The organism is Nocardia sp. CDC519, from assembly GCF_059509835.1.
This window is the reverse complement of the sequence record NZ_CM183377.1, coordinates 3,543,781-3,564,461: the sequence shown is the minus strand read 5'-3', so window position 1 is coordinate 3,564,461 and position 20,681 is coordinate 3,543,781. Positions and strand designations below refer to the sequence as shown.

The following is a 20,681-nucleotide window of genomic DNA, read 5'->3' as shown; positions in this document are numbered from 1 at the left end:
CCGGCGAGCGGCAGCTCGGCTGCCGCCATTCCCCTACGGCGGCAACCACGCTCGCCGCTCCATCGCCGCTGCCGGGGCCGATGCGGTCGGGGCAGGCCGGGGCAACAGCCTTGGTCCCGCACTGTGACTCCACCCCACCTGCCGCCCAGCTGTGAGATACATTACTTGTTGATCAACCGTCCAATTCTGCGCTTTTCTCGATCACCGCAGGTAGCGCACAAACCGGCATCGCGGCACCGCCGGCCCGCATTAATTTGAATGATTGATTTTCACAAAATCCCTGGTAGTGCGGTCTTTCCAAACCTGGGACTAAAGGTTGTGTGCGCCGTAAACTCCGACGCCGTCCGGCAATACGCCGGTCTCGCGTGAGTTTGAGTAAGGGATTCCAGGAATGAAGTTCGGCCGTTTCGCCGTCACCACCGTCCTCGCCGTCGCCGCTCTCGGTATCTCCGCGGGCACCGTGCACGCAGAACCAGCGAAGGCCTCCGAGGAACTAAGGGCGGAGGGGGCCGAACACGGGATCGAGTACACGACCACCACCGACCGCTCCGGCCGCACCATCACCACCAAGGTCGAAGACGGCACGTTCGAGCTGGTCGAGGGCGTGGAGGACAAGGCCGACCGGGCTGTTCTGAAGTCGGACAGCGGCGAAGTGGTCGCCGAGATCCCGCTCGCCTACGAGATCGCCGGCGCGCGGATGAGCGTGGCGCACGAGATCGCCGACCACGGCCGTGAACTCACCCTCACCACCAAGCCGTCGGCCAAGGAAATCGGCGAGATGCGCGAGATCAGCTCGATGTCGCGGCTGGTGGCCGAACTGGAGAAGAACGTCGTCGGCGTCGTCGCCGGTGCGGTGATCGGCGGCCTCATCGGCGCCGTCATCGGCATGGGCTTCTTCACCCTGCTCACCGGCCCGATCGGTGCGGTCGTCGGCGCGCTCGCCGGCGGCGCCATCATGGGCGGTCAGCCGTTCGTCGATGCCATCATGGCCGTCCTCAGCGGCCAGCCGTGACCGAGCCGATGACCGAGCCGATCCCCGCCCAGCAGGGCACACCGGCCGAGCAGGGCACGCCGGCGCCGAACCGTACTCGGCGCCGCCTGACCAACAGCGCACTCATCGTCGCGATCGGCGCCTTCGTGACGGCGGGCATCTTGATCGTCGGTGTCTCGGTGCTGGCGTCGTCGTTCGAATCCACGGTGGCCGAGGCGAAGCAAGAGGTCAGCGCCACCGCGACGACGACGGCATCGCCCACCCCGAAGACCCCGCTGAAACAACCCGGCCTGGCGCCGGTCCCGCCGCCGACCACGACGACCCCGCAGACCTCGGCCTCCCCCGTCGCGGACAACAAGACCGCCAAGGAAGCCGTGGCAGTCCAGGTGAACGTCGGCGACTGCGTCGTGCTCGACCCGGACCCGAAGAAGGTCGGCAAAACCGCCTGCGGCAGCGCCGATTCCACCTACAAGGTCGTCGACAAGGGCACCGAGGCCAGCACCTGCCCCTCCGACGCGGACCGTTCCCACTCCGTCGACAAGACCACACTCTGCCTCGACATCGACTGGACCGTCGGATCCTGCATGACGTTGAAGCCCTCCCCCACCCGCATCCCCTGCACGTCGCCCGACGGCGTGAAAGTGGTTGCGGTCCAACAGAACACCACCAACGTCGACACCTGCCCCGACGCCGACCGCGGCTTCGTCTACTCCGAACGCAAGTTCGTCATCTGCTTCGCGGATCTGTAGGGCTCCGATCACCAGCAGCGCCGAGCCAGCCCCGGCCGGCATGACCCCGGGCCACTGATGGCGACCGCGAATCCGGCGCCGACCTGCCCGGCGGGTAGCGGCCGGGCCGGACGGCGGCGCCCGATCGGGGAAACCGGTCAGGTGGGTACCGGCTCATCCATCGGCTCGCGGAGCCCGCGATCGGCGGACGCGACCAGCCCTGGCCGGCCTGCTGGTGATCGGCACTGTCGCGCTGCCCTCGCGCGGAGACGACGCCACTATGAACGCCACAGTCCCCCTGCCTGCGCTGATTGTTAGCATGACGAGGTGTTTTTGCTCGGCCCCGTATTGCTCGAACAGTCGGCGCGTCGCAGTATCAAACGCCTGCACACGATGTACGGGGCCCCGGCGCTCGCGGCAGCGGCACAGCTGCCCGCGCTCTCGGCGGCGCTCGATCAGCATGCGGCCGCGGTACGCGACATCCTCCAGTTCGGCGTAGACCCGCACCACGGAACCTCGCCCGTGGTGCTGCTGACCGCCTATGCGCGCGGACTCCTCGACGAGGTGCGTGCGAGCGCACCCGTGCCGCTCGGCCACGAGGACACCGTGCCGGGCCCGCCCGTCGTCCCGGTCGACCATGCCGACTGGTCGGAGGCGGACTGGATGGTGCTGCGGCTGGCGGCGGTGTGCGTGTGCGCCGCCCCGCACCTGGCCTGACCCTCACCGGCATAACAGAAGAATCCCCCACCGATTCGGGACCGGTGGGGGACTCGTGCGCGATGGCTCGCTACCGCATGCGGCGGCCCTCGCCGTAATCGCCGTACCCGCCGCGCGGCTCCTGCGGCCACTGCCGGCCCGGGTCGGTGGCCTGCTCCCACTGCTGACGACCCGGCTGGTTACCCCACTCCGCCTGGCCCTGGGTTCCGGGCTGGTTGGTCCACTCCTGGGAGCCGCCGCCCGCGGGCTGGTTCGCCCACTGCGGCTGCTGCGCCGCCTCGGCCGGACGGCCCGCGCCCTGCTGCTGCCGGGCCGCGTCTTCCCGGCCACGCTGGTAGGCCTCGGCGCGCCCCTTGGCCGCGGGGATCTCGTCCTCCAGGTTGCTCAACCAGCCTTCCCAGCGCTGCTGCATGGGCCGCACCAGACCGCCGCCGACACCGACGACCATGATGCCGCCGATCGTGGCGAGCACCGTGATCAGGATGGGCGTGGTCACCGAGGTCGCCACCCCGATCTGGTTCAGCGCGGCGATGATGCCGACGCCCCAGATGAAGATCGCGGCCAGCCGCCCGAGCATGGAGCCGAAGCTGAGGCCAGACAGCACATTGGTGACGATGTCGCGCACCGCCCGCGCGATGGCCGCGGCGACGACAACGATCAGGATCGCGACGGCCGCCTTGGGCAGCCAGGCGACGATGCCGTTGAGCATGTCACTGACCGGATTCGGCCCGAACACGCCGAAGCCGAGTTGAAGCGCGATCAGCAGAATCGCGTAGTACGCGAGCTTCGCCAGCAGATCGGACGCGTCGTATTTACTGCGCGCCAGCATCTGATTGATACCCCCGCGCTCGACGAGCCGATCGAAGCCCACCCGCTCGAGCACCTTGTTCACGATGGTCGCGACAGTCTTCGCGATCAGCCAACCGATCAGCAGGATGATCAGGAAGCCGACGAGCTTGGGCACGAACGTCGCGACCGAGCTCCAGGCATCGGATAGGCCCTGCTGAAAGTCGATGGCCAAACTTGTAGTTTGCACAACCTTTCCCTTCGCTCGCCGATGCGCCGTGGCGGCTGCCGCGGCCCGTCCATCGCGGAATTACCCAACGAGAAATCGACGAACCGCCAATTTGCCAAAAATTTGCGCTCGAGCGGCGAACGAAGGGTTCGGCAGCGTTACTTTCCGATGGCGCCGGTGCTCAGGAAGCCGAGCAGATCGTGGCGGGTGATCACGCCGACCGGTTTGCCATCCTCCACCACCATCAGCGCATCCGAATCCGACAGCGCTTTGGTGGCCGCCGAAATCGGCTCACCGGAACCGATCAGCGGGAACGACGGCGACATGTGCTGAGCCACCGAATCGGTGAGATGCGCTCGACCCTCGAAGACGGCCGAGAGCAGATCGCGTTCGGAGACGCTGCCCGCCACCTCACCCGCCATGACGGGCGGTTCTGCACCGACGACGGGCATCTGGGAGACGCCGTACTCGCGCAGGATCTCGATGGCGTCGCGCAGGGTTTCCGACGGATGGGTGTGCACCAGGTCGGGCAGTGCGCCGGACTTGCCGCGCAGCACGTCGCCGACCAGCGGTTCGGCCGTGGTGCCGTCGAGGCGGGTGCGCAGGAAGCCGTAGGAGCTCATCCACTCGTCGTTGAAGATCTTGGACATGTAGCCGCGGCCGCCGTCGGGCAGTAGCACCACGACCAGCGCGTCGGGATCGCGGCGCGCCACCTCGATGGCGGCGACCACGGCCATACCGCAGGAACCACCCACCAGCAGGCCTTCCTCGCGGGCGAGGCGGCGGGTCATATCGAAGGAGTCGGCGTCGGAGACGGCGATGATCTCGTCCGGCACGCTCGGGTCGTAGGCCGAGGGCCAGAAATCCTCGCCGACGCCTTCCACCAGATACGGCCGGCCGGTGCCGCCGGAGTACACCGAGCCTTCCGGATCGGCGCCGATGATCTGCACCTTCCCGCCGGAGACCTCCTTGAGGTAGCGGCCGGTGCCGGTGATGGTGCCGCCGGTGCCGACACCGGCGACGAAGTGGGTGACCTTGCCTTCGGTGTCGCGCCAGATCTCCGGACCGGTGGTCTCGTAGTGGCTGTCGGGGCCACCGGGGTTGGAGTACTGGTCCGGCTTCCACGCACCGTCGATCTCGCGGACCAGTCGGTCGGAGACGCTGTAGTAGCTGTCCGGGTGGTCCGGCGGGACGGCGGTCGGGCAGACCACCACCTCGGCGCCGTAGGCACGCAGCACGTTGCGCTTGTCCTCGCTGACCTTGTCCGGGCAGACGAACACGCACTTGTAGCCGCGCTGCTGCGCGACCAGCGCCAGACCCACACCGGTGTTACCCGAGGTCGGCTCGACAATCGTGCCACCGGGGCGTAGCTGCCCGGATGCTTCGGCGGCGTCGATCATCTTGACCGCGATCCGGTCCTTGGAGCTGCCGCCCGGGTTCAAGTATTCGATCTTGGCGGCCACCACGCCGGCGTTCGGCCCGACGACCGAGTTCAGCCGGACCAGCGGGGTGTTGCCGATGAGGTCCACGACATGATCCGCGATGCGCATGACTCCATCGTTGCAGAACCGTTGCCGGTAGGTGCGGGCCGGTAGCGCACACCACACCGGCCACACCGGGCCGCGGCGCGCTCTCCTGCGGAAAGTGCCTCCGCCGCCTAATATCTGCGGCCATGAGGCTGCCGAACACTGCCCGGGTCGCCGCGGTGCTGGCCGGATCGACGGTCGCGCTGGTCGTCGCCTCCGGTGCGCCCGCTGCCGCGACCACCACCGTCGCGTTCCCGGATGTCCCCACCATGGCCTATGGCGGATTGTGCTGGACCAGCATCCACACCTGGGCCGATACCAGCCCCGACTGGCCGGGCCGCGCCGTCGTCAACGTGCGCGCCGCGCCGGTCGCGGGCATCGGCCCCGGCCAGTACCCGCTGGCGCCGCTGTGCGAGGTGCGCACCACCGTGGCCTGGCGCAACACCACCACCGGCGCCACCGGCACCTATGAGAACAACGTCGTGACGGGCATCTACGGCAGCATCCAGTACTCGCTGTTCCAGGACACCGGGCCCGGGCAGATCGAGGTCACCGTGAGCACCAACCACGCCAGCATTCCGGCGCGCGGCTCATTCCACGTCCCGGGCTGATCTGATTCGGGGCGGCGCGCTGGCCGAGGCCGCGCCGCCCCACTCCCCGCCTCGCCCCACATCGCCGTGTCCGGCGGCATGCAACGCTGCTCCCAGCCGCCGGCCGACCGGCCCAGATGCGAGCTGCGGACACCGCGAGAGCACGTAAAATCCGAGGTCGTGGGCGAACCTCGAATCCGATGGCGGAGCGCGGCGATGACCGGCGCCGCGACCGTGCTCGCCGGGTCGAGCGCGGGTACCGCGTCATGGGCGGCGTACCGGTATCTCATGGCGCAGGCGGGCGTGGCGCGCGGCGTGATCGGGCGCGACACCTCCAAACCGCCGGAAGCCGACGGCATCTACCTGCCCGGCTGCGCGACGCCCGAGCCGTGGCGGCTGGACCGGCACGCCGATCTGCACCTGATGATCTTCGGCGACTCCACCGCGGCCGGCGTCGGCTGCACCGACGCGACCGAAGTGCCCGGCGTGCGGCTGGCCCGCGGCCTGGCCGAGGCCACCGGCCGCAGCATCCGGCTCAGCACCAAAGCCATCTCCGGCGCCACCTCCAAGGGCCTGTCCGGCCAGGTGGACGCCATGTTCGTGGCCGGGCCACCGCCGGACGCCGCCGTCATCCTGATCGGCGGCAACGACATCACCAAAAAGCATTCGGTGGCCCGCTCGGCGGGGCGGTTGAAGCGGGCCGTGGCGCGGCTGAGCGAGGCGGGCAGCGTCGTGGTGGTCGGCACCTGCCCGGATCTGGGCACCGTGGCCGCCATCCCGCAACCGCTGCGCAGCGTGGTGCACACCTGGAGTCACCGGCTGGCCAGAGCCCAGACCGCCGTCACATTGACCGCGGGCGGCCATCCGGTCTCGATGGGCGATCTGCTCAGCAAGGATTTTCACGCCGCCCCGGAACAGATGTTCTCCGCCGATGGCTTCCATCCCTCGGCCGCCGGCTACGCCCTCGCGGCCGAGCATTTGCTGCCGGTTCTGCTCAGTGCTCTCAGTGAGCGGGATCTGGTCACACCGGGTGTTTCCCCCTCGACCAGCGCGACGTAGATTCGAGGTGATCCATACCCCGCGAGTGCCGCACGCACCTGGTCGGTGACCACCGTGCGCACTCCGAGACATAAGGAGTCCTCATGCCCGAGGCCGTCATCGTTTCGTACGCCCGCTCCCCCATCGGCCGCGCAGGCAAGGGTTCTCTGGTGAGCATGCGGCCGGACGACCTCGCCACCCAGATGGTCCGCGCCGCCCTCGACAAGGTCCCCGCCCTCGACCCCACCCAGATCGACGATCTGATGCTCGGCTGCGGCCAGCCCGGCGGCGAAGCCGGCTTCAACATGGCCAAGGTGGTGGCCACCCAGCTCGGCTACGACTTCCTGCCCGGTGTGACCCTCAACCGGTACTGTTCGTCGTCGCTACAGACCACCCGCATGGCGCTGCACGCCATCAAGGCCGGTGAAGGCGATGTGTTCATCTCCGCCGGTGTGGAGACCGTCTCGCGCTTCCCGAAGGGCACCTCCGACGGCTGGCCCGACACCCACAACGAGAAGTTCGCCGAGGCCGAGGCGCGCACCGTCAAGCGGGCCGAAGGCGGCTCCGACGGCTGGACCGATCCGCGCGAGAGCGGCGAGCTGCCCGACGTCTACATCGCGATGGGCCAGACCGCCGAGAACGTCGCTCAGTTCACCGGTATCTCGCGGGAGGACCAGGACCACTGGGGCGTGCGCTCGCAGAACCGGGCCGAGGAAGCCATCAAGGCCGGCTTCTTCGAGCGGGAGATCACCCCGGTCACCCTGCCCGACGGCACCGTCGTCACCACCGACGACGGCCCGCGCGCCGGCACCACCTACGAGAAGATCTCGCAGCTCAAGCCGGTGTTCCGCCCGGACGGCACCGTCACCGCCGGTAACGCCTGCCCGCTCAACGACGGCGCCGCCGCCCTGGTGATCATGAGCGACACCAAGGCCAAGGAGCTGGGCCTGACCCCGCTGGCCCGCATCGTCTCCACCGGCGTGTCCGGCCTGTCGCCGGAGATCATGGGCCTCGGCCCGATCGAGGCCGTCCGCAAGGCGCTGAAGATCGCCGGCAAGACCATCGACGACATCGACCTCTACGAGATCAACGAGGCCTTCGCGGTGCAGGTGCTCGGCTCGGCCCGCGAGCTGAACATGGATCTGGACCGGCTCAACGTCTCCGGTGGCGCCATCGCCCTCGGCCACCCGTTCGGCATGACCGGCGCCCGCATCACCGCGACCCTGATCAACAACCTCCAGACCCACGACAAGCAGTTCGGCCTGGAGACCATGTGCGTCGGCGGCGGCCAGGGCATGGCCATGATCATCGAGCGCCTCAGCTAGTAGCGCCAGCAACAGCAGAATGGCTCCCTACCCGAGCGGGTAGGGAGCCATTCTTGTGCGGCCGGAGCCTACTAATCGTTCTGGAAGTAGCTCAGCAGGCGCAGGATCTCGACGTAGAGCCAGACCAGGGTGACGGTCAGGCCGAGGGCGACGCCCCATGCGGCCTTCTCCGGCGCCTGAGCGCGGATCAGCTGGTCGGCGGCGTCGAAGTCGAGCAGGAAGCTGAACGCGGCGATCGCGATGCAGACCAGGCTGAAGATGATGGCGATCGGGCCGCCATCACGCAGGCCGAAGCCGCCATCGGTGAAGAAGCTCGCGATCAGGTTGCCCACGATCAGCACCAGCACACCGATCATCGCGCCGACGATCATGCGGGTGAAGCGCGGGGTGACCCGGATGGCGCCGGTCTTGTAGACGACCAGCATGCCCGCGAACACACCGAAGGTGCCGAGCACCGCCTGCCCGATCAGCGCCGAACCGCCGGCACCGCCGAAGGAGATGTCGGTGAACATCAGCGACAGCGCACCGAGGAACAGACCCTCGGCGACGGCGTAACCGAGCACGATGGCCGGGTTGTCCATCTTGCGGCCGAAGCTGGCGACCAGCACCAGCACCAGGCCCACCAGGCCGCCACCGATGACGAACAGCGGCGCAAGGCCGTTGTTGGCGCTGCTGAGGATGTAGGAGATCAGGGCCGAGACCGCCAGCACACCCAGCGTGATGCCCGTCTTGGTGACCACGTCGTCGATGGTCATCGACCGGGTGGCGGGGGCCTGCTGGTAGGGCTGGTACTGCGGGGGCTGGCCGTACTGGTTACCGAACTGCTGGCCCAGCTGACCCGCACCGGCCACGCCCGAACCGAAGTTGGCGTAGCCGCCACCTTCCTGTTTCGGCAAGTTCTTGAATACCGGATTGCTGGTGGTGCGTGAAGCACGCATTTCTGCCACTCCTCAATGTCGATGCCTGATACGGAGCCTACCTGGGCTTACTCCGCGATGGCTCGCTGGAAGGTCCGTTATGTCTGCTTCAACGACTAACCCCTACAGTTCGGTTCCCCACGCAACACGACTCATCTGTGTCGCCCTTGCGGTACTCGCACTCACGGCCACCGGCATCGCATGGATGGCCGGCGCCGCCCATGCCGCCACACCGATCGCCTCCCCCACCGGACCGCACCATGTCGGCCGTGTCGACACCACCATCACCACCGGGTCCCGCACCATCGGCGTGACCGCCTGGTACCCCACCACGATCGCGGGCCAGTCGCCCTACATCCCAGCCACCAGCGACCTCAACCGAGCGCAGCTCGCCACGCAAGCCGCTGGCTGGCTCCGCACACCCACTGCGGCCCCCGCCATGGCGACAGCCACGCTGCCCGCCGCGGCCCTCACACCCGTGGACGGCGAGCAGCTGCCCGTCGTCATCTGGTCCCCGGGAATGGGCACGCCGAGATGGCTCGCATCCGGCCTCGCGATCGACCTCGCCGCCCGCGGCATCGTCGTCGTCACCATCGACCACACAGGCGAGAGCCCCGCAGTCGACATCGCTGGCCGCGTCCACGCCGGGTCACCGCCAGACGCCACCGACACCACCTACATGCGCCGCGCTCTCACCACCCGCGTCGCCGACACCCGCACCGTCATCGACCGCCTCGCCCAGCTTCCGCTCGTCGGCCCTCACCTCGACCTGTCTCGCATCGCCATGGCTGGCCACTCCTACGGCGGTCAGACCACCGTCTCCGCGATGGGTTCGGATCCCCGGATCCGTACAGGGATCGTGCTCGACGGATCCGCCGGATGGGACGGCGTCACCCCCGCACCCGCCCTCGACCGGCCCGTCCTTCTCCTCGCATCCGGCGACATGGTCCACGCCTCCTGGACCCACATCACCGCAACGATCGCCACCCTCGCGGGCGCCGGTCACTACACGGCGACCGACCTGCCCGCGTTCGGATGCGCACCCGAGTTCTGCGGCACCATCGACCCGCACCTCGGCACCCGACTCACCCGCGACGTCGTCGCCGCCTGGCTCGACCGCGAACTCCTCGGCCACCAGCAGCATCCGATGCCCCGGGATCCAGCGCTGAGGTGGCAGCGATGAGCCGCAACCAATCCGACTGCCCCCGCGGCTGCCCCGAGGGCGACTGCTACTGCGCCGAACCCACCTACGCCGAGGGCATCGGCATGTGCAGCGGCTGCGGCGGCATCGACGAGTGCTACTGCGCGGAGCCCTGATGGACACCGTCACCCTCACCTTCACCGTGCCCGAGGAGCACCGGTCCACCCTCAACCACGAACTCGAACTACTCCTCGACAGCATGGAGCATCTGCTGGCGTGGCTCGAACGCCGCGGCGGCCAATGGTCGATGGAACCAGCCTCCCGCTGGCCGCGTCCAACTCAGCATGGATCCCATTGAACTGACACCCATCCCGCAATACGAGCCACCGGCGCAGCCCTACACCACCCCCAGCGAGGAATCCGCCCGCGCCTGGATCGACTGGCTCTCCGCGAAATCCGACCACCGCGACGACACATAGCCACGCCGGCACATGCGCGCCCCGGGATTCCCGGGGCGCGCATTCCGCATTCGCGCAGGTCATTCGAGCTATGGTCGAACGCATGTGCGACTCACGCCCGCCAGATCACAGCATCGTGTGTGGAGAAGCCCTCGCCACCATGCGAACCCTGCCCACCGCCAGCTTCGACGCCCTCATCACCGACCCGCCCTACTGCAGCGGCGGCACCACCAGCGCCGACCGCACCACCCGCAGCGCGAAAGACAAATACGTCTCCACCGACTCGAAAGCCGGCCACGCCATGCCGGACTTCCCCGACCAACGCGACCAACGATCCTTCACCATCTGGGCATCCATCTGGCTCACCGAAGCCCTACGCCTCATCCGCCCCGGCGGCCAAGCCTGCGTCTTCACCGACTGGCGCCAACTCCCCGCCCTCTCCGACGCCCTCCAAGTCGCCGGATGGCGATGGCGCGGCATCGTCATCTGGAACAAACCCGGCGCCCGCCCACAACCAGGATTCAAGAACGAATCCGAATACATCCTCTGGGCATCACACGGGCAAATCGCCGCCGAACACAAACCACCCATCCTCCCCGGCACCTACAGCCACACCGCACCACGCGGAAACAACCGCCACCACATCACCGCCAAACCCATCGAACTCATGCAACAACTCGTCCGCGTCGTACCCACCGGATCCCGCATCCTCGACCCATTCGCCGGAAGCGGAACCACCGGCATCGCAGCAAAACTCGAAGGCCACCAATTCCTCGGCATCGAAGGCGTACCCGAATACGCCGACATCGCGTCAAAACGACTCGCCGAAACCACCCAGTAATTCCGATCACTCAGCACCAGCAAATAGTTGGAGAACCACACCCCTCAATCGCCGTACAATAATCGCCGAACCCAGCAGGTGGCCTTCGAGCAGAGCAGGAGGTGACCGCCCCACATGGCGAACCATCACCGACCCGACCAACGGGCCCGCGCCCTCGCCGCCCTGCAAATGCGAATCGACGGGCACACCTGGCAAGAAATCGCCGACCGCACCGACTGGAAAACCGAAGCGGGCGTCCGCCGCGCCGTCGGCGCCCTGCTCGACAAATGGGAATCGGAAACGGTCGACGAATACCGGATAATCCAGGACGGGCGATACCTCTCGCTCCTTCGCGCCTGGTGGCCCTCCGCCACCGGAACACTCACCGATCAAGACGGCGACCCCATACCGCCAGACGACAAAGCCGCCGGCATCGTCCTGCGCACAATGGAAGCCATCAATAAGCTCCACGGCCTCAACCGCGAAACACCCGGCGGCAACGAGCAGCGGATGAGCCCCGACGAATTCCGTGCCGCGCTCGCCGAATACGTCGCCCTCCAGACCGGGCCTGCGCCCGCGCTCGAACCGGCGGCCCCGCGATGACGGCGGCCACCGTCCAGCCACTGGCCAAGCCCGTGCACTGGACACCCGACCCAATGCTGCCCGCCGCCGCCCGCGCCGGCGGTGTACGGCTGCTCGACCTCGACCCCGTCGACCGCTGCTGGCTCGTCGCATCCCTCACCGTCGAAGGCCTCACCGCCGAGGAGATCGCCGCCCGCACCGGCTGCCGCCTCCGCAAGATCCGCTACGTACGCGCCGACCCGCTCACGACGATGATGACGAACTGGCTCGTTGCCCAAGCCCAGGCCGACGCCGCCTCCCAGCGCGCCGATGCCCTTGACCGCTGGTGCACCACCACCATCGCCCGCTGCGAACAGGCATCCACCAAGACCCGCCTGCAGCTCGCCGCCGCGATCGACCAGATCCGCGAACTCCGCGCCCGATGTCGCGAGCAGCAACACCGCGTCGACGTGTACCGCAAGTACCTCGGTGCAGCGGTCCGGCGCCGCCCCTCGACCCCACCACCGGTCAACCAGCTGGCGCTGTTCTGATGCCGCCCCTCATGCAGACCGCCGCCAACGAGGTCTTCCTGCGGCGGGAAATCACCCGGCTCCGTTGCGTCCGTGACTACCCGAGTGCCGGCGCACTCGCCCAATACCTCGATCCCAGCGTTGAGCAAACCTCGGCGCTGGAGATGATCGACGAACACCTCGAATGGGCGTTCGACACGCCCGCGTCACGGCTGATGATCTCCATGCCGTCGCAGACCGGCAAAAGCCAGCGGGTCGCGGTGGCCGGCACCCTCCGAGCCCTGATGCGCCACCCCGACTGGCGATGCGTCCTCGCCACCCACGCCGAGCACCTGGCGCTCAAGCACTCCACCGAGATCCGAAACCTCATCCAGGCCTTCGGATCCACCGCCACCGCCGACACCGGCGAGCAACTCCCCGACCGCCTCGGCCTCTCAGTCCCCCGCACCGCCTCAGCGGCCAAGCACTGGAAGCTCCGCGGCCACACCGGCTCCGTCACCGCGGTCGGTGTCGGCACCGCCCTCGCCGGCATCCCCGCCGACTACATGCTCCTCGACGACCTGTACGCCTCGATGGAAGACGCCGACAGCGCCGCGGTCCGGCGCCGCGTCAACTCCTGGCTCGACTCCGTCGCCCTGCAACGCCTCGGCGCCGACGCCCCACTCGTCGTCATCTCCACCCGCTGGAACGAGCACGACGCCCTCGCCTACCTCCAACAGCGGATGCCCGGCGAATGGCGCGTCCTCAACTTCCCCGCCATCGCCGAGCCCGGGATCCTCGACTCCCTCAACCGCGAACCTGGCGAACTCCTCGGATCACCTCGCCGCCAGGACTGGGAGAAGATCCGCACCCAGACACCAGCCCGCGTCTGGGCCGCCATGTACCAAGGCGACCCGAAACCCCTCAAAGGCGGCCTGTTCGAGCAGGAATGGTTCGACGACCACCGCCACACCGGCCCTCTCCCCGAGACCCGCCTCCGTGTCGTCGCGGTCGACCCCGCCGACACCGGCGAAGGCGACGAGGCCGGCATCATCGCCGCCGCCGCAACCCTCGACGGCCGCGTCATCATCACCCACGACTGGTCCGCCCGCCTCACCTCCGCTGAATGGGCCACCCGCGCCGTACAACTCGCCATCGCCACCGGCGCCCACGAAATCGCCGTCGAAGGCTACGCAGTCCCCACCACCTACAAACGCACCGTGGTCGAGGCCTGGAAAGCGATCCGCGACGCCGAATACCCCGGCCGCGCGCAGCCGTTCCGGATCCACATGTGGCGCCGCAAAGGCGACGCCATCGCCCGCTCGATCGGCCTCCGCAACGACCTGGAGACCGGCCGCTGCATCATCGCCGGCCACCAACTGTCCACGCTGGAAACACAGGCCGTGGGCTGGCAGGTCGGCCAGCACCAGCCCGACCGCGTAGCCGCCGCGATCATCGCCCACGACCGCACCGCCGCCCGCAAGACCGCACAACTCGCATCCCCCGCCCGCCAGAACAACACACCGGCCGCCGGCGGCGCGTGGTTCTCACAGAGGATTTGACGCCCACTCCTGGCGGTAGTCGGGGTGATTGGTCCAGATTGCCGCGAGGCTGCGAACCGTTGGGCAGGGATACGGGCGCGCAGCGGGCGCGTACGTATCGCCATCCCAGCAACGCGAGCAATAGCCCTCATCGTCTTCGTGGTCGTCGAGGATGGCTCGCAGGGCCGCGGTCTGCCGCAGTGCGCGGGCTGGATCATGCCGGACGACGTGTTCCCTGTCGGCGTCTCGCTCGATGGACCCCACATAGCCGAGGCGGTCGAACGCATGCTTGTTATCGACGGTCGCCCGGGTCGAAACGTGAACAGCTGGCGGCACGTCGGCCACCCAGGGCGCGCCAGCTGCCGCTGCGCCGACAGCCTCATCCTCATCGAGCCGGGCCGCGATGAACTGCTCGATCCTCATGGCAGACATACTCCCCCACCGCCTGCGGCTACGCTTCCAGACACCGCGCGCCCCGCACCCCAGGTCGCATTCGCTTGGTCTCAGTCACCGCGGGGCGCGCGGACCCCGCAAGGCCGTTGCACCCCTGCCGTGTACACCTCCCGGCATGGACGACACCAACGAACAGTGGAAGCCGATCCCCGGATACGAACGCACCTACGAGGCATCGACCGCCGGCCGCATCCGGTCCCTCGACCGCATCATCCCCTCAGTCCCCACCCCGCACCTCCACCGCGGACGCGTACTGAAACCCATTCCTGAGCGCAACGGGCGCCTCAAGGTCGCTCTGTCGCAAGACGGGAAGCGGCGGATGGCCGCCGTGTCGCGCCTCGTTGGTGAGACCTTCCTCGGTGCTCCGCCGGACGGCTACTGCATCGCACACATCAGCGCAGACAGATCCGACGACCGCCTCACCAATCTGGCGATCATCCCGATCACCGAGATGAATCGCCGACCGAAGAAACGGGATCCTGGCCGCCGATAAGCGGGGGTTATCGGCGGCCAGCACCGTCGGAACCGTCGCCAGGCTCGTGCTGATCGAGCCACATCGAGATTGCTTCTTCGACGGCGTCCGAATTCGGCTTTCCCAATCGGGACGCGAGATCACGGAAGCGCAGTGCTACGTCGTCGTCCACCTTCGCCGCGATGTTGGTGCGACCGGCCGGCACTGGCGCGGGTGGCGTGGCCAGCTCCGTCCAGGGGAACTTGTCGATGACATCGGCGAAGTGCTGGTGCTGCATCGCGATCTTTTCGCCGACAGCGAACCAACGCAGCACTTCACAAGCGGCGGCGCCGTCGGCCCGTGCTTGGCCCTTTCGATGCGCCACGTCGTGCCGAAGCTTTCGCAGGTCGCCGAAGAACGGGATCTGAAAGTCGCGCGGCTTGCACCCATGCAGTTCGGCGAGGCGCAGTCGATAGTCCTCCTCCCAGAGGGAATAGAAGGTGGGCAGCCACATACGGCCTGCCCACCCATACTGATCGCTCTGCTCACTGAAGATGACCGACATGTCCGATGCCGGAATGGTTGTCGCAGAGGGGTCGTCGGTCGGAACCAGGCCGCTGGGATGGCAAACGTCGAAGTACTTCTTGATCGGATAGTTGTAGCTGTGCATTTGGCCCAGAATCGGGACCTGCAACTGGCCCGTGATCAGCATGAGCGCAACTACTCCGCCGCGAGGTGCCATGCGCGCGACGGCGATCGAGTGCAGCAAGTCGGTGTGAAGTTCGGCCAGCAGATTCCTGACCTCGGGAGTCGTCTCGTCCGGGAGGTTGATCATCGCGCCAGCATGACATTGCTACGGCCTCGTCGATGCCGAGTTCGACGATAAGTTCGCGCACCCCGATTCCGTACCTTCCAGCCCATGACCGTGCTGATCCTCGTCCTGTGGGTGCTTGCCGTTGCTCGTGTCACCCGCCTCGTCACGCGTGACAAGCTGACCGAGCCATTCCGCACCTGGGTCCTCACCCGCCGTGGTGTGAACTCGCAGATCTCGTACCTCGTGCACTGCAGCTGGTGCTCCAGCATCTGGGTAGCGTTCGCCAGCGCGCCGGCCGCGGTCGCGCTGTCCGGGTTGTCGTGGTGGCTGCTGCCCGTGCTCGCGTTGGCGGCGTCCCACGTCACCGGGCTGGCATCGCTGATCGACTCCGACTAGGCCGGGTGGGCCGTGCACGGCCCGTGGCTAGCGTCCGCGGACATGGCCCGGATCTTCGCGCGACGCAAGCCGCCCTCCTCCGTGACCGCTGCCGTGCGTCCGGTCCGCGACCCCGCCAAGGCCTTCCGCGCCCAACTCGGCAAGACCGGCACAGGGGCCTGGCAGCCGGAATCGTGGGAGATGTACGAACTGTGCGGCGAGCTCCGCTACATCTGCACCTGGGTATCGAGCGCCCTATCACGCTGCCGCCTCGTCGGATCCGAGATCGACCCCGAAACCGGCCGACCGACCGGCAGCACCACAAACGCCGACGTCAACGGCATCGTCCGCGATATCGCCGGCGGCCCCACCGGCCAAGCCCAGATCCTCAAACGGCTCGGCATCTTCCTGACCGTCCCCGGCGAGGGCTGGGTAGCGGTCCTGACTCGGCGCGGCGCATCCCGCAACGCTGATGACACGGTGATCGAGGAGTGGCACCTGCTCGACCGGTCCGAGATCAAGACCAAGGCCGGCGGCGACATCGTGCTCGTCCTGGCCGACGGCACCGAGCACGAGTTCGAACCGGCCCGCGATGTCCTGTTCCGGGTGTGGAACCCGCACCCGCGCAACAGCCAGGAGGCCGATTCCCCCACCCGGTCCGCGCTGCCCGCGCTGCGCGAGATCGTGCAAACCACCACCACGATTCGGCATGCCGGCAAGTCGCGGTTGATCGGCGGCAAGATCCTGTTCGTCCCCCAGGAGATGTCGCTGCCGAAGGCGCAGGGCGCGCCCACCGCGGCACCGATCGATCCGGACGCCCCGAACCTTCCGGCACCACCACCGCCGGACCTGGTGGACGGGTCGGCGCAGGATCTGCAGGATCTGCTGTTCGAGGTCGCCAAGGCCGCCGCCGACAATCCCGACGCGGCAGCCGCGCACCTCCCCATCGTGGCCAGCACCCCCGGGGAGTGGAACGACAAGGTCAACCTGATCGACCTGCACTCCGACATCAACAAGGAGCAGCTCGAGATCCGTGAGGCCGCGATCCGCCGCGTCGCCCTGGCCATGGATATCCCGCCGGAGCAGCTGCTCGGTCTGGCGGAGATGAACCACTGGAACGCGTGGGCGATGCGCGAGGACACTGTCGCCACGCACGTCGTGCCGCTGCTGGAGACGATCGCCGACGCCGTCACCACGGCGCTGTTGCGCCCGGTCCTGGAACGCATCAACAAGGACGAGGGCACGAACCTGGATCCCGACAAGTTCGTGGTCTGGTACGACACCACCGCCCTCACCCAGGACCCGGACCGCAAGCAGGAAGCGCTCGACGCCGCCGACCGCGGAGCGATGACGAACACCGCGCTGCTCAAACACCTCGGGTTCGCACCGGAGGAGGACGGCTACGACCTCGACACCCCGGAGGGCTGGCAGCTGCTCGCCCGCGATGTGGCGGCCCGCAAACCCGAGCTGTTGCCCGCGCTCGCCCCGCTGATCGGCGGCCCGCTGCGCGACCTGCCCGCGACCACACCCGAGGTCACCCCGGCGCCGCCTCGCGCGATCGAGTCCCGCCGCGACGATGCGCCACCACCGGAACCCGACAACGACTCCGACATCGCTGCCTCGGTCGAGCCGGCCCGCGCGGTCGCCACCTTGCTTCTGACCCGCGCGCTCGAGCTGGCCGGTAAACGGCGCGCCACCCGCGCGGATCTTGCTGCGCACGATGACCTGCCGGCGTGGCAGCTGCACACCCGCCTGGCGCCGGCCACCCCGGAGGAGGTGCCGAAGCTCATCGCCGGGTTCGATGTCGGGCTCACCGAGGAGGTCGCCATGAGCGTTGGCCTGGACATGCACCGGCTGCGGCTGCTGGTCCGCGAGCGCGCGGCGCTGGCCCTCACCACCGCACGCACCGTATCGATCGGCGACGACATCAGGACGGCGCTGCGATGATCCCTCGCACCCGGCGAGCCGCGCTGCTGACGACCCTGCAAATGGAGCGCCGGGTCAAGCAGTTGGCGCGCGAAGCGTATGCGCGGTGGCTACCGCTGGCCCGGGCCGCGGTGCTGCCTGGTCTCACCGCAGCCGTCGAGGAACCACCGCCGCAGCCGGAGCAGCTGGCGCTCACCCAAGCGGCGTGGGAGGAGATCCTGGCCGCGGTGTTCCTGCCCGGGATGGCGGCGATCCTGTGGGAGCAGCTCACCGCGGAGATGGCCAACCTCGGTATCACTGCGGCCGAGGCGATCCGCCTCGCGAGCGAGGCCGCTGCCCGCTCCGGCCTGCCCGGCACCACACCCGGCGGCGACCAGCCCGGCGCCGAGACCAGTGACAGTTCGGGCGACGCCGGCGGGCGCGACGCGGGTGAACCCGAGCGCAGACCCGACGAACGCCGCGACGACGAGCATCCCAACCGCGACGACGAGGACCAAGAGGACGAGGACGGCCCGCTCACTCCCGAGATCGTCGCCCGGATCCCCTCGGTACAGGAATGGGTCGACGCCTACCTCGCCGCGGTGAACAACAGGATGGTCCGCACCCCGGATACCGCGTTCCGGCTGATCGCCGACGAGCTCAGCGAGGCAACCGATGAGGGCGAGTCGATCCAGCAGCAGGGCGAACGCATCGCCCGCATCCTCGACGCCGAGAACCTGGAGACGTTCGGCGGCCGGCGCCCCGCCCTCGTCGCTCGCACCGAAACGGCAGGCGCGCTCAACGCAGCCCGCCTCGAAGCGGCGCGGGTCCAAGCCGAGCTCACCGGCGAAGTGCTCCACAAGGTCTGGCTCGCCACGATCGACAACCGCACCCGCGCAACCCACTTCGCCATGGACGGGCAACGCGTGCCGTCCCTGGACGGGGAGTTCGTGCTACCCAACGGGGTCCGGATGCGGTGGCCCGGGGAACCCGGCGCTCCCGCGGCGGAGGTGTGTAACTGCCGGTGCGCGCTGATGATCCTGGCCGAGGACGAGGAGATCCCCGCCGAGGACGACCGGCAAACCGAGCGCGGGCCCGGCGACGCGAACGTCCGCAACCGCGCCGGATCCCGGCAGGACGAGATCGACCGCCGCCGCGAAGAAGACGGCATCATCCGCGCCCGCGACGACCCGGACGGCGTCGGACAGATCAACGCCGCTGCACCCCCACCCGAGAGGATCCCCACCATGCAGACGTTCACCGCGGTCCTCGCCCACCTGGGCGTCGCCACCGACGACGGCCGCTACCTCGACCCGGACATGGACCTGCGGTTCCGGGACACACCACTGCCGCTGCGCTGGCAACGCCAAGCCGTTGAGCAACACGGCGACGCCTTCACCGTCGCCGCCATCGATTCGATAGGCATCGAAGGCAAAAAGATCGTCGCCAGCGGCCATCTGCTCGATACGGCAGAGGCCGCCGAAGCGGCGATCCAGATCCGCGAAGGCGTGACCGCGCCGAGCATCGATCTCGCCGACGTCGAGTGGGAGATCCGCGACGAGAACGGCCGACCGATCGAAGACCTCGACGACATCGACGAGGACTCGAAGCTGCTCGCGGTCATGACGTCCGGCATCGTCACTGCCGCCACCCTCGTCAGCATCCCAGCGTTCGGGAACACCTCGATCACCCTCGACGATGTCGACGCCGACGTGCTCGCCGCCGCCGAACACTCGAAGCGCGACGACGAGCTGCTCCTCGCCGCGGCGACCGCACCGCGGTTCCGGCCCTCCGGCACCATGTTCGCCGACCCCGGGTTCACCGAGCCGACACCGCTGCACATGACCGACGACGGACGCATCGTCGGCCACCTCGCCACCTTCGGCACCTGCCACGTCGGCATCGCCGACCGCTGCGTCACCCCACCCCGCTCGGTGACCGGGTACGCGCACTTCCACACCAGCGCAGTCACGCTCGATGACGGCGTGCGGCTGCCGGTCGGCCGCCTCACCGTTGGTGCCGGGCACGCCGGGCACGGCCTGTCGCCGCGGGCAGCGGCTGAGCACTACGACACCCTCTGCACCACATGGGCGTACGTGCGTGCCGGTGAGGATGCGTTCGGGCCCTGGGTGTCCGGTGTTCCCCACCCGGACGCCACCGAGGAGCAGATCCGCGACGGTCTGTCCGCGCCGCTGTCCGGGGATTGGCGCAACATCGGCGGCAACCTCGAACTCGTTGCCGCCCTGTCGGTGAACACACCAGGATTCCCGGTGCTGCGTGGCCGCGAGGACGAGCACGGGCGCCCGCAGGTGCTGGTTGCGTCGCTCGCGCCGCGGTACCGCCGCCAGGACGCCGAGGACAAGCGGCTGCGCGCCGTGGCCCGGGAAGCGGTGCGCGAGTACAACCTCGATGCCGCGCGCCGGACCGCCGCACACGCCATCATCGCGCGGCGCCGGCGCGCGCAGGCGCAGGCCTTGATCGCCGCGATCAACAACCGGAAGGGATGACACGTCATGGGATGCGGATGCTCCGGCAGCTCCACCAAACCGATGATCACCAAGTACGAACTCACCAAACCCAACGGCGAGGTCACCACCTACACCAGCGACACCGAGGCGCGCATGCAGCGCTCACTCGCCGGCGGCGGCACCATCCGGCCCGTGCGCGAACCGCTACCGAAAACGGCGTGAACCGGCCCGTGCACGCCCCCTGTTTAGCGTGACCGCCACGTAGGAGGACACCCTCGCTGGCTGCGGGCCGGAGGGCCTCCTACCGAGTGGAGACCTTGCTGGCTACGGGCCGAAGG

The 20,681-nt window shown here is 68.6% G+C and carries 24 protein-coding genes; 19 read left to right on the top strand and 5 right to left on the bottom strand.

What is annotated here, in order from left to right; all coding sequences use genetic code 11:
- The first annotated feature begins 391 nt into the window (after positions 1 to 391).
- The 3 genes from AC5W7N_RS15835 (at position 392) to AC5W7N_RS15825 (ending at position 2,436) form a co-directional block, all read left to right on the top strand.
- Positions 392 to 1,012 (top strand): DUF8020 domain-containing protein, encoded by a 621-nt coding sequence (locus AC5W7N_RS15835; RefSeq protein WP_163811479.1) that lies wholly within the window; start codon positions 392 to 394, stop codon positions 1,010 to 1,012.
- A complete protein-coding gene (locus tag AC5W7N_RS15830; RefSeq protein ID WP_195020002.1) occupies positions 1,009 to 1,740 on the top strand; it encodes an LppU/SCO3897 family protein in 732 nt (243 codons plus the stop codon). The genes AC5W7N_RS15835 and AC5W7N_RS15830 overlap by 4 nt, the downstream gene beginning before the upstream one ends.
- Positions 1,741 to 2,046: 306 nt before the next feature.
- The gene (locus AC5W7N_RS15825) at positions 2,047 to 2,436 is read left to right on the top strand and encodes a DUF6401 family natural product biosynthesis protein (RefSeq protein WP_195020003.1); all 390 of its coding nucleotides are present in this window, start codon (positions 2,047 to 2,049) and stop codon (positions 2,434 to 2,436) included.
- Between the two features lie 70 nt (positions 2,437 to 2,506).
- Here AC5W7N_RS15825 and AC5W7N_RS15820 read toward each other — a convergent pair whose 3' ends face one another.
- Together AC5W7N_RS15820 and AC5W7N_RS15815 are read right to left on the bottom strand one after the other, a co-directional pair.
- Positions 2,507 to 3,457, bottom strand: a complete 951-nt coding sequence (locus AC5W7N_RS15820) for a mechanosensitive ion channel family protein (RefSeq protein WP_228815148.1) — start codon at positions 3,455 to 3,457, stop codon at positions 2,507 to 2,509.
- 152 nt (positions 3,458 to 3,609) lie between these two features.
- Complete coding sequence (locus tag AC5W7N_RS15815) at positions 3,610 to 5,001, bottom strand: cystathionine beta-synthase (protein WP_163811470.1); 1,392 nt, start codon at positions 4,999 to 5,001, stop codon at positions 3,610 to 3,612.
- 122 nt (positions 5,002 to 5,123) lie between these two features.
- Between AC5W7N_RS15815 and AC5W7N_RS15810 the strand changes: the two genes are divergently transcribed.
- The 3 genes from AC5W7N_RS15810 to AC5W7N_RS15800 all read left to right on the top strand — a co-directional run bounded on the left by AC5W7N_RS15810 (position 5,124) and on the right by AC5W7N_RS15800 (position 7,930).
- Positions 5,124 to 5,588 carry a hypothetical protein gene (locus AC5W7N_RS15810; protein WP_163811468.1) on the top strand — a complete coding sequence of 155 codons (465 nt, stop codon included), beginning with the start codon at positions 5,124 to 5,126 and terminating at the stop codon, positions 5,586 to 5,588.
- 195 nt (positions 5,589 to 5,783) lie between these two features.
- On the top strand, positions 5,784 to 6,626 hold the full coding sequence (locus AC5W7N_RS15805; RefSeq protein WP_163811466.1) for an SGNH/GDSL hydrolase family protein: 843 nt from the start codon (positions 5,784 to 5,786) through the stop codon (positions 6,624 to 6,626).
- Positions 6,627 to 6,709: 83 nt separating this feature from the next.
- Complete coding sequence (locus AC5W7N_RS15800; protein ID WP_163811464.1) at positions 6,710 to 7,930, top strand: acetyl-CoA C-acetyltransferase; 1,221 nt, start codon at positions 6,710 to 6,712, stop codon at positions 7,928 to 7,930.
- Positions 7,931 to 8,001: 71 nt separating this feature from the next.
- Here the strand turns inward: AC5W7N_RS15800 and AC5W7N_RS15795 are convergent, their stop codons facing one another.
- Positions 8,002 to 8,868, bottom strand: coding sequence for a Bax inhibitor-1/YccA family protein (locus AC5W7N_RS15795; RefSeq protein ID WP_495921819.1), 867 nt, complete (start codon positions 8,866 to 8,868; stop codon positions 8,002 to 8,004).
- Between the two features lie 184 nt (positions 8,869 to 9,052).
- On the opposite strand from AC5W7N_RS15795, the gene AC5W7N_RS15790 reads away from it, so the two are divergent.
- The 8 genes from AC5W7N_RS15790 to AC5W7N_RS15755 all read left to right on the top strand — a co-directional run bounded on the left by AC5W7N_RS15790 (position 9,053) and on the right by AC5W7N_RS15755 (position 13,898).
- Positions 9,053 to 10,030 (top strand): alpha/beta hydrolase family protein, encoded by a 978-nt coding sequence (locus AC5W7N_RS15790; RefSeq protein ID WP_495921818.1) that lies wholly within the window; start codon positions 9,053 to 9,055, stop codon positions 10,028 to 10,030.
- Positions 10,027 to 10,164 (top strand): hypothetical protein, encoded by a 138-nt coding sequence (locus tag AC5W7N_RS15785; RefSeq protein ID WP_495921817.1) that lies wholly within the window; start codon positions 10,027 to 10,029, stop codon positions 10,162 to 10,164. Before AC5W7N_RS15790 ends, AC5W7N_RS15785 begins: the two co-directional genes overlap by 4 nt.
- Positions 10,164 to 10,346 carry a hypothetical protein gene (locus AC5W7N_RS15780; protein ID WP_495921816.1) on the top strand — a complete coding sequence of 61 codons (183 nt, stop codon included), beginning with the start codon at positions 10,164 to 10,166 and terminating at the stop codon, positions 10,344 to 10,346. The genes AC5W7N_RS15785 and AC5W7N_RS15780 overlap by 1 nt, the downstream gene beginning before the upstream one ends.
- On the top strand, positions 10,333 to 10,467 hold the full coding sequence (locus AC5W7N_RS15775; RefSeq protein WP_495921815.1) for a hypothetical protein: 135 nt from the start codon (positions 10,333 to 10,335) through the stop codon (positions 10,465 to 10,467). Before AC5W7N_RS15780 ends, AC5W7N_RS15775 begins: the two co-directional genes overlap by 14 nt.
- A gap of 82 nt (positions 10,468 to 10,549) precedes the next feature.
- On the top strand, positions 10,550 to 11,287 hold the full coding sequence (locus tag AC5W7N_RS15770) for a DNA-methyltransferase (protein WP_495921814.1): 738 nt from the start codon (positions 10,550 to 10,552) through the stop codon (positions 11,285 to 11,287).
- A gap of 114 nt (positions 11,288 to 11,401) precedes the next feature.
- Entirely contained in the window at positions 11,402 to 11,869 is a 468-nt protein-coding gene (locus AC5W7N_RS15765; protein ID WP_495921813.1) for a hypothetical protein, read from the top strand.
- Positions 11,866 to 12,378 (top strand): hypothetical protein, encoded by a 513-nt coding sequence (locus AC5W7N_RS15760; RefSeq protein ID WP_495921812.1) that lies wholly within the window; start codon positions 11,866 to 11,868, stop codon positions 12,376 to 12,378. The genes AC5W7N_RS15765 and AC5W7N_RS15760 overlap by 4 nt, the downstream gene beginning before the upstream one ends.
- The gene (locus AC5W7N_RS15755; protein ID WP_495921811.1) at positions 12,378 to 13,898 is read left to right on the top strand and encodes a terminase large subunit domain-containing protein; all 1,521 of its coding nucleotides are present in this window, start codon (positions 12,378 to 12,380) and stop codon (positions 13,896 to 13,898) included. Before AC5W7N_RS15760 ends, AC5W7N_RS15755 begins: the two co-directional genes overlap by 1 nt.
- On the opposite strand, the gene AC5W7N_RS15750 is transcribed toward AC5W7N_RS15755, so the two are convergent.
- A complete protein-coding gene (locus tag AC5W7N_RS15750) occupies positions 13,884 to 14,300 on the bottom strand; it encodes a DUF6221 family protein (RefSeq protein WP_495921810.1) in 417 nt (138 codons plus the stop codon). The genes AC5W7N_RS15755 and AC5W7N_RS15750 overlap by 15 nt on opposite strands.
- 145 nt (positions 14,301 to 14,445) lie before the next feature.
- Here AC5W7N_RS15750 and AC5W7N_RS15745 point away from each other — a divergent pair, with 145 nt between their 5' ends.
- Positions 14,446 to 14,823 carry an NUMOD4 domain-containing protein gene (locus AC5W7N_RS15745; RefSeq protein WP_495921809.1) on the top strand — a complete coding sequence of 126 codons (378 nt, stop codon included), beginning with the start codon at positions 14,446 to 14,448 and terminating at the stop codon, positions 14,821 to 14,823.
- A 7-nt stretch (positions 14,824 to 14,830) separates the two neighbouring features.
- On the opposite strand, the gene AC5W7N_RS15740 is transcribed toward AC5W7N_RS15745, so the two are convergent.
- A complete protein-coding gene (locus AC5W7N_RS15740) occupies positions 14,831 to 15,616 on the bottom strand; it encodes a hypothetical protein (protein ID WP_495921808.1) in 786 nt (261 codons plus the stop codon).
- 84 nt (positions 15,617 to 15,700) lie between these two features.
- On the opposite strand from AC5W7N_RS15740, the gene AC5W7N_RS15735 reads away from it, so the two are divergent.
- Genes AC5W7N_RS15735 through AC5W7N_RS15720 form a run of 4 tightly spaced genes read left to right on the top strand, consistent with a single transcriptional unit; the run spans position 15,701 to position 20,565 of the window.
- On the top strand, positions 15,701 to 15,991 hold the full coding sequence (locus AC5W7N_RS15735; protein ID WP_495921807.1) for a DUF1360 domain-containing protein: 291 nt from the start codon (positions 15,701 to 15,703) through the stop codon (positions 15,989 to 15,991).
- Between the two features lie 42 nt (positions 15,992 to 16,033).
- Positions 16,034 to 17,917: a hypothetical protein gene (locus AC5W7N_RS15730; protein WP_495921806.1), complete on the top strand. Its 1,884-nt coding sequence runs from the start codon at positions 16,034 to 16,036 to the stop codon at positions 17,915 to 17,917.
- Entirely contained in the window at positions 17,914 to 20,382 is a 2,469-nt protein-coding gene (locus AC5W7N_RS15725; protein ID WP_495921805.1) for a phage minor head protein, read from the top strand. The genes AC5W7N_RS15730 and AC5W7N_RS15725 overlap by 4 nt, the downstream gene beginning before the upstream one ends.
- A 42-nt stretch (positions 20,383 to 20,424) precedes the next feature.
- The gene (locus tag AC5W7N_RS15720) at positions 20,425 to 20,565 is read left to right on the top strand and encodes a DUF7196 family protein (RefSeq protein WP_495921804.1); all 141 of its coding nucleotides are present in this window, start codon (positions 20,425 to 20,427) and stop codon (positions 20,563 to 20,565) included.
- Positions 20,566 to 20,681 lie beyond the last annotated feature (116 nt).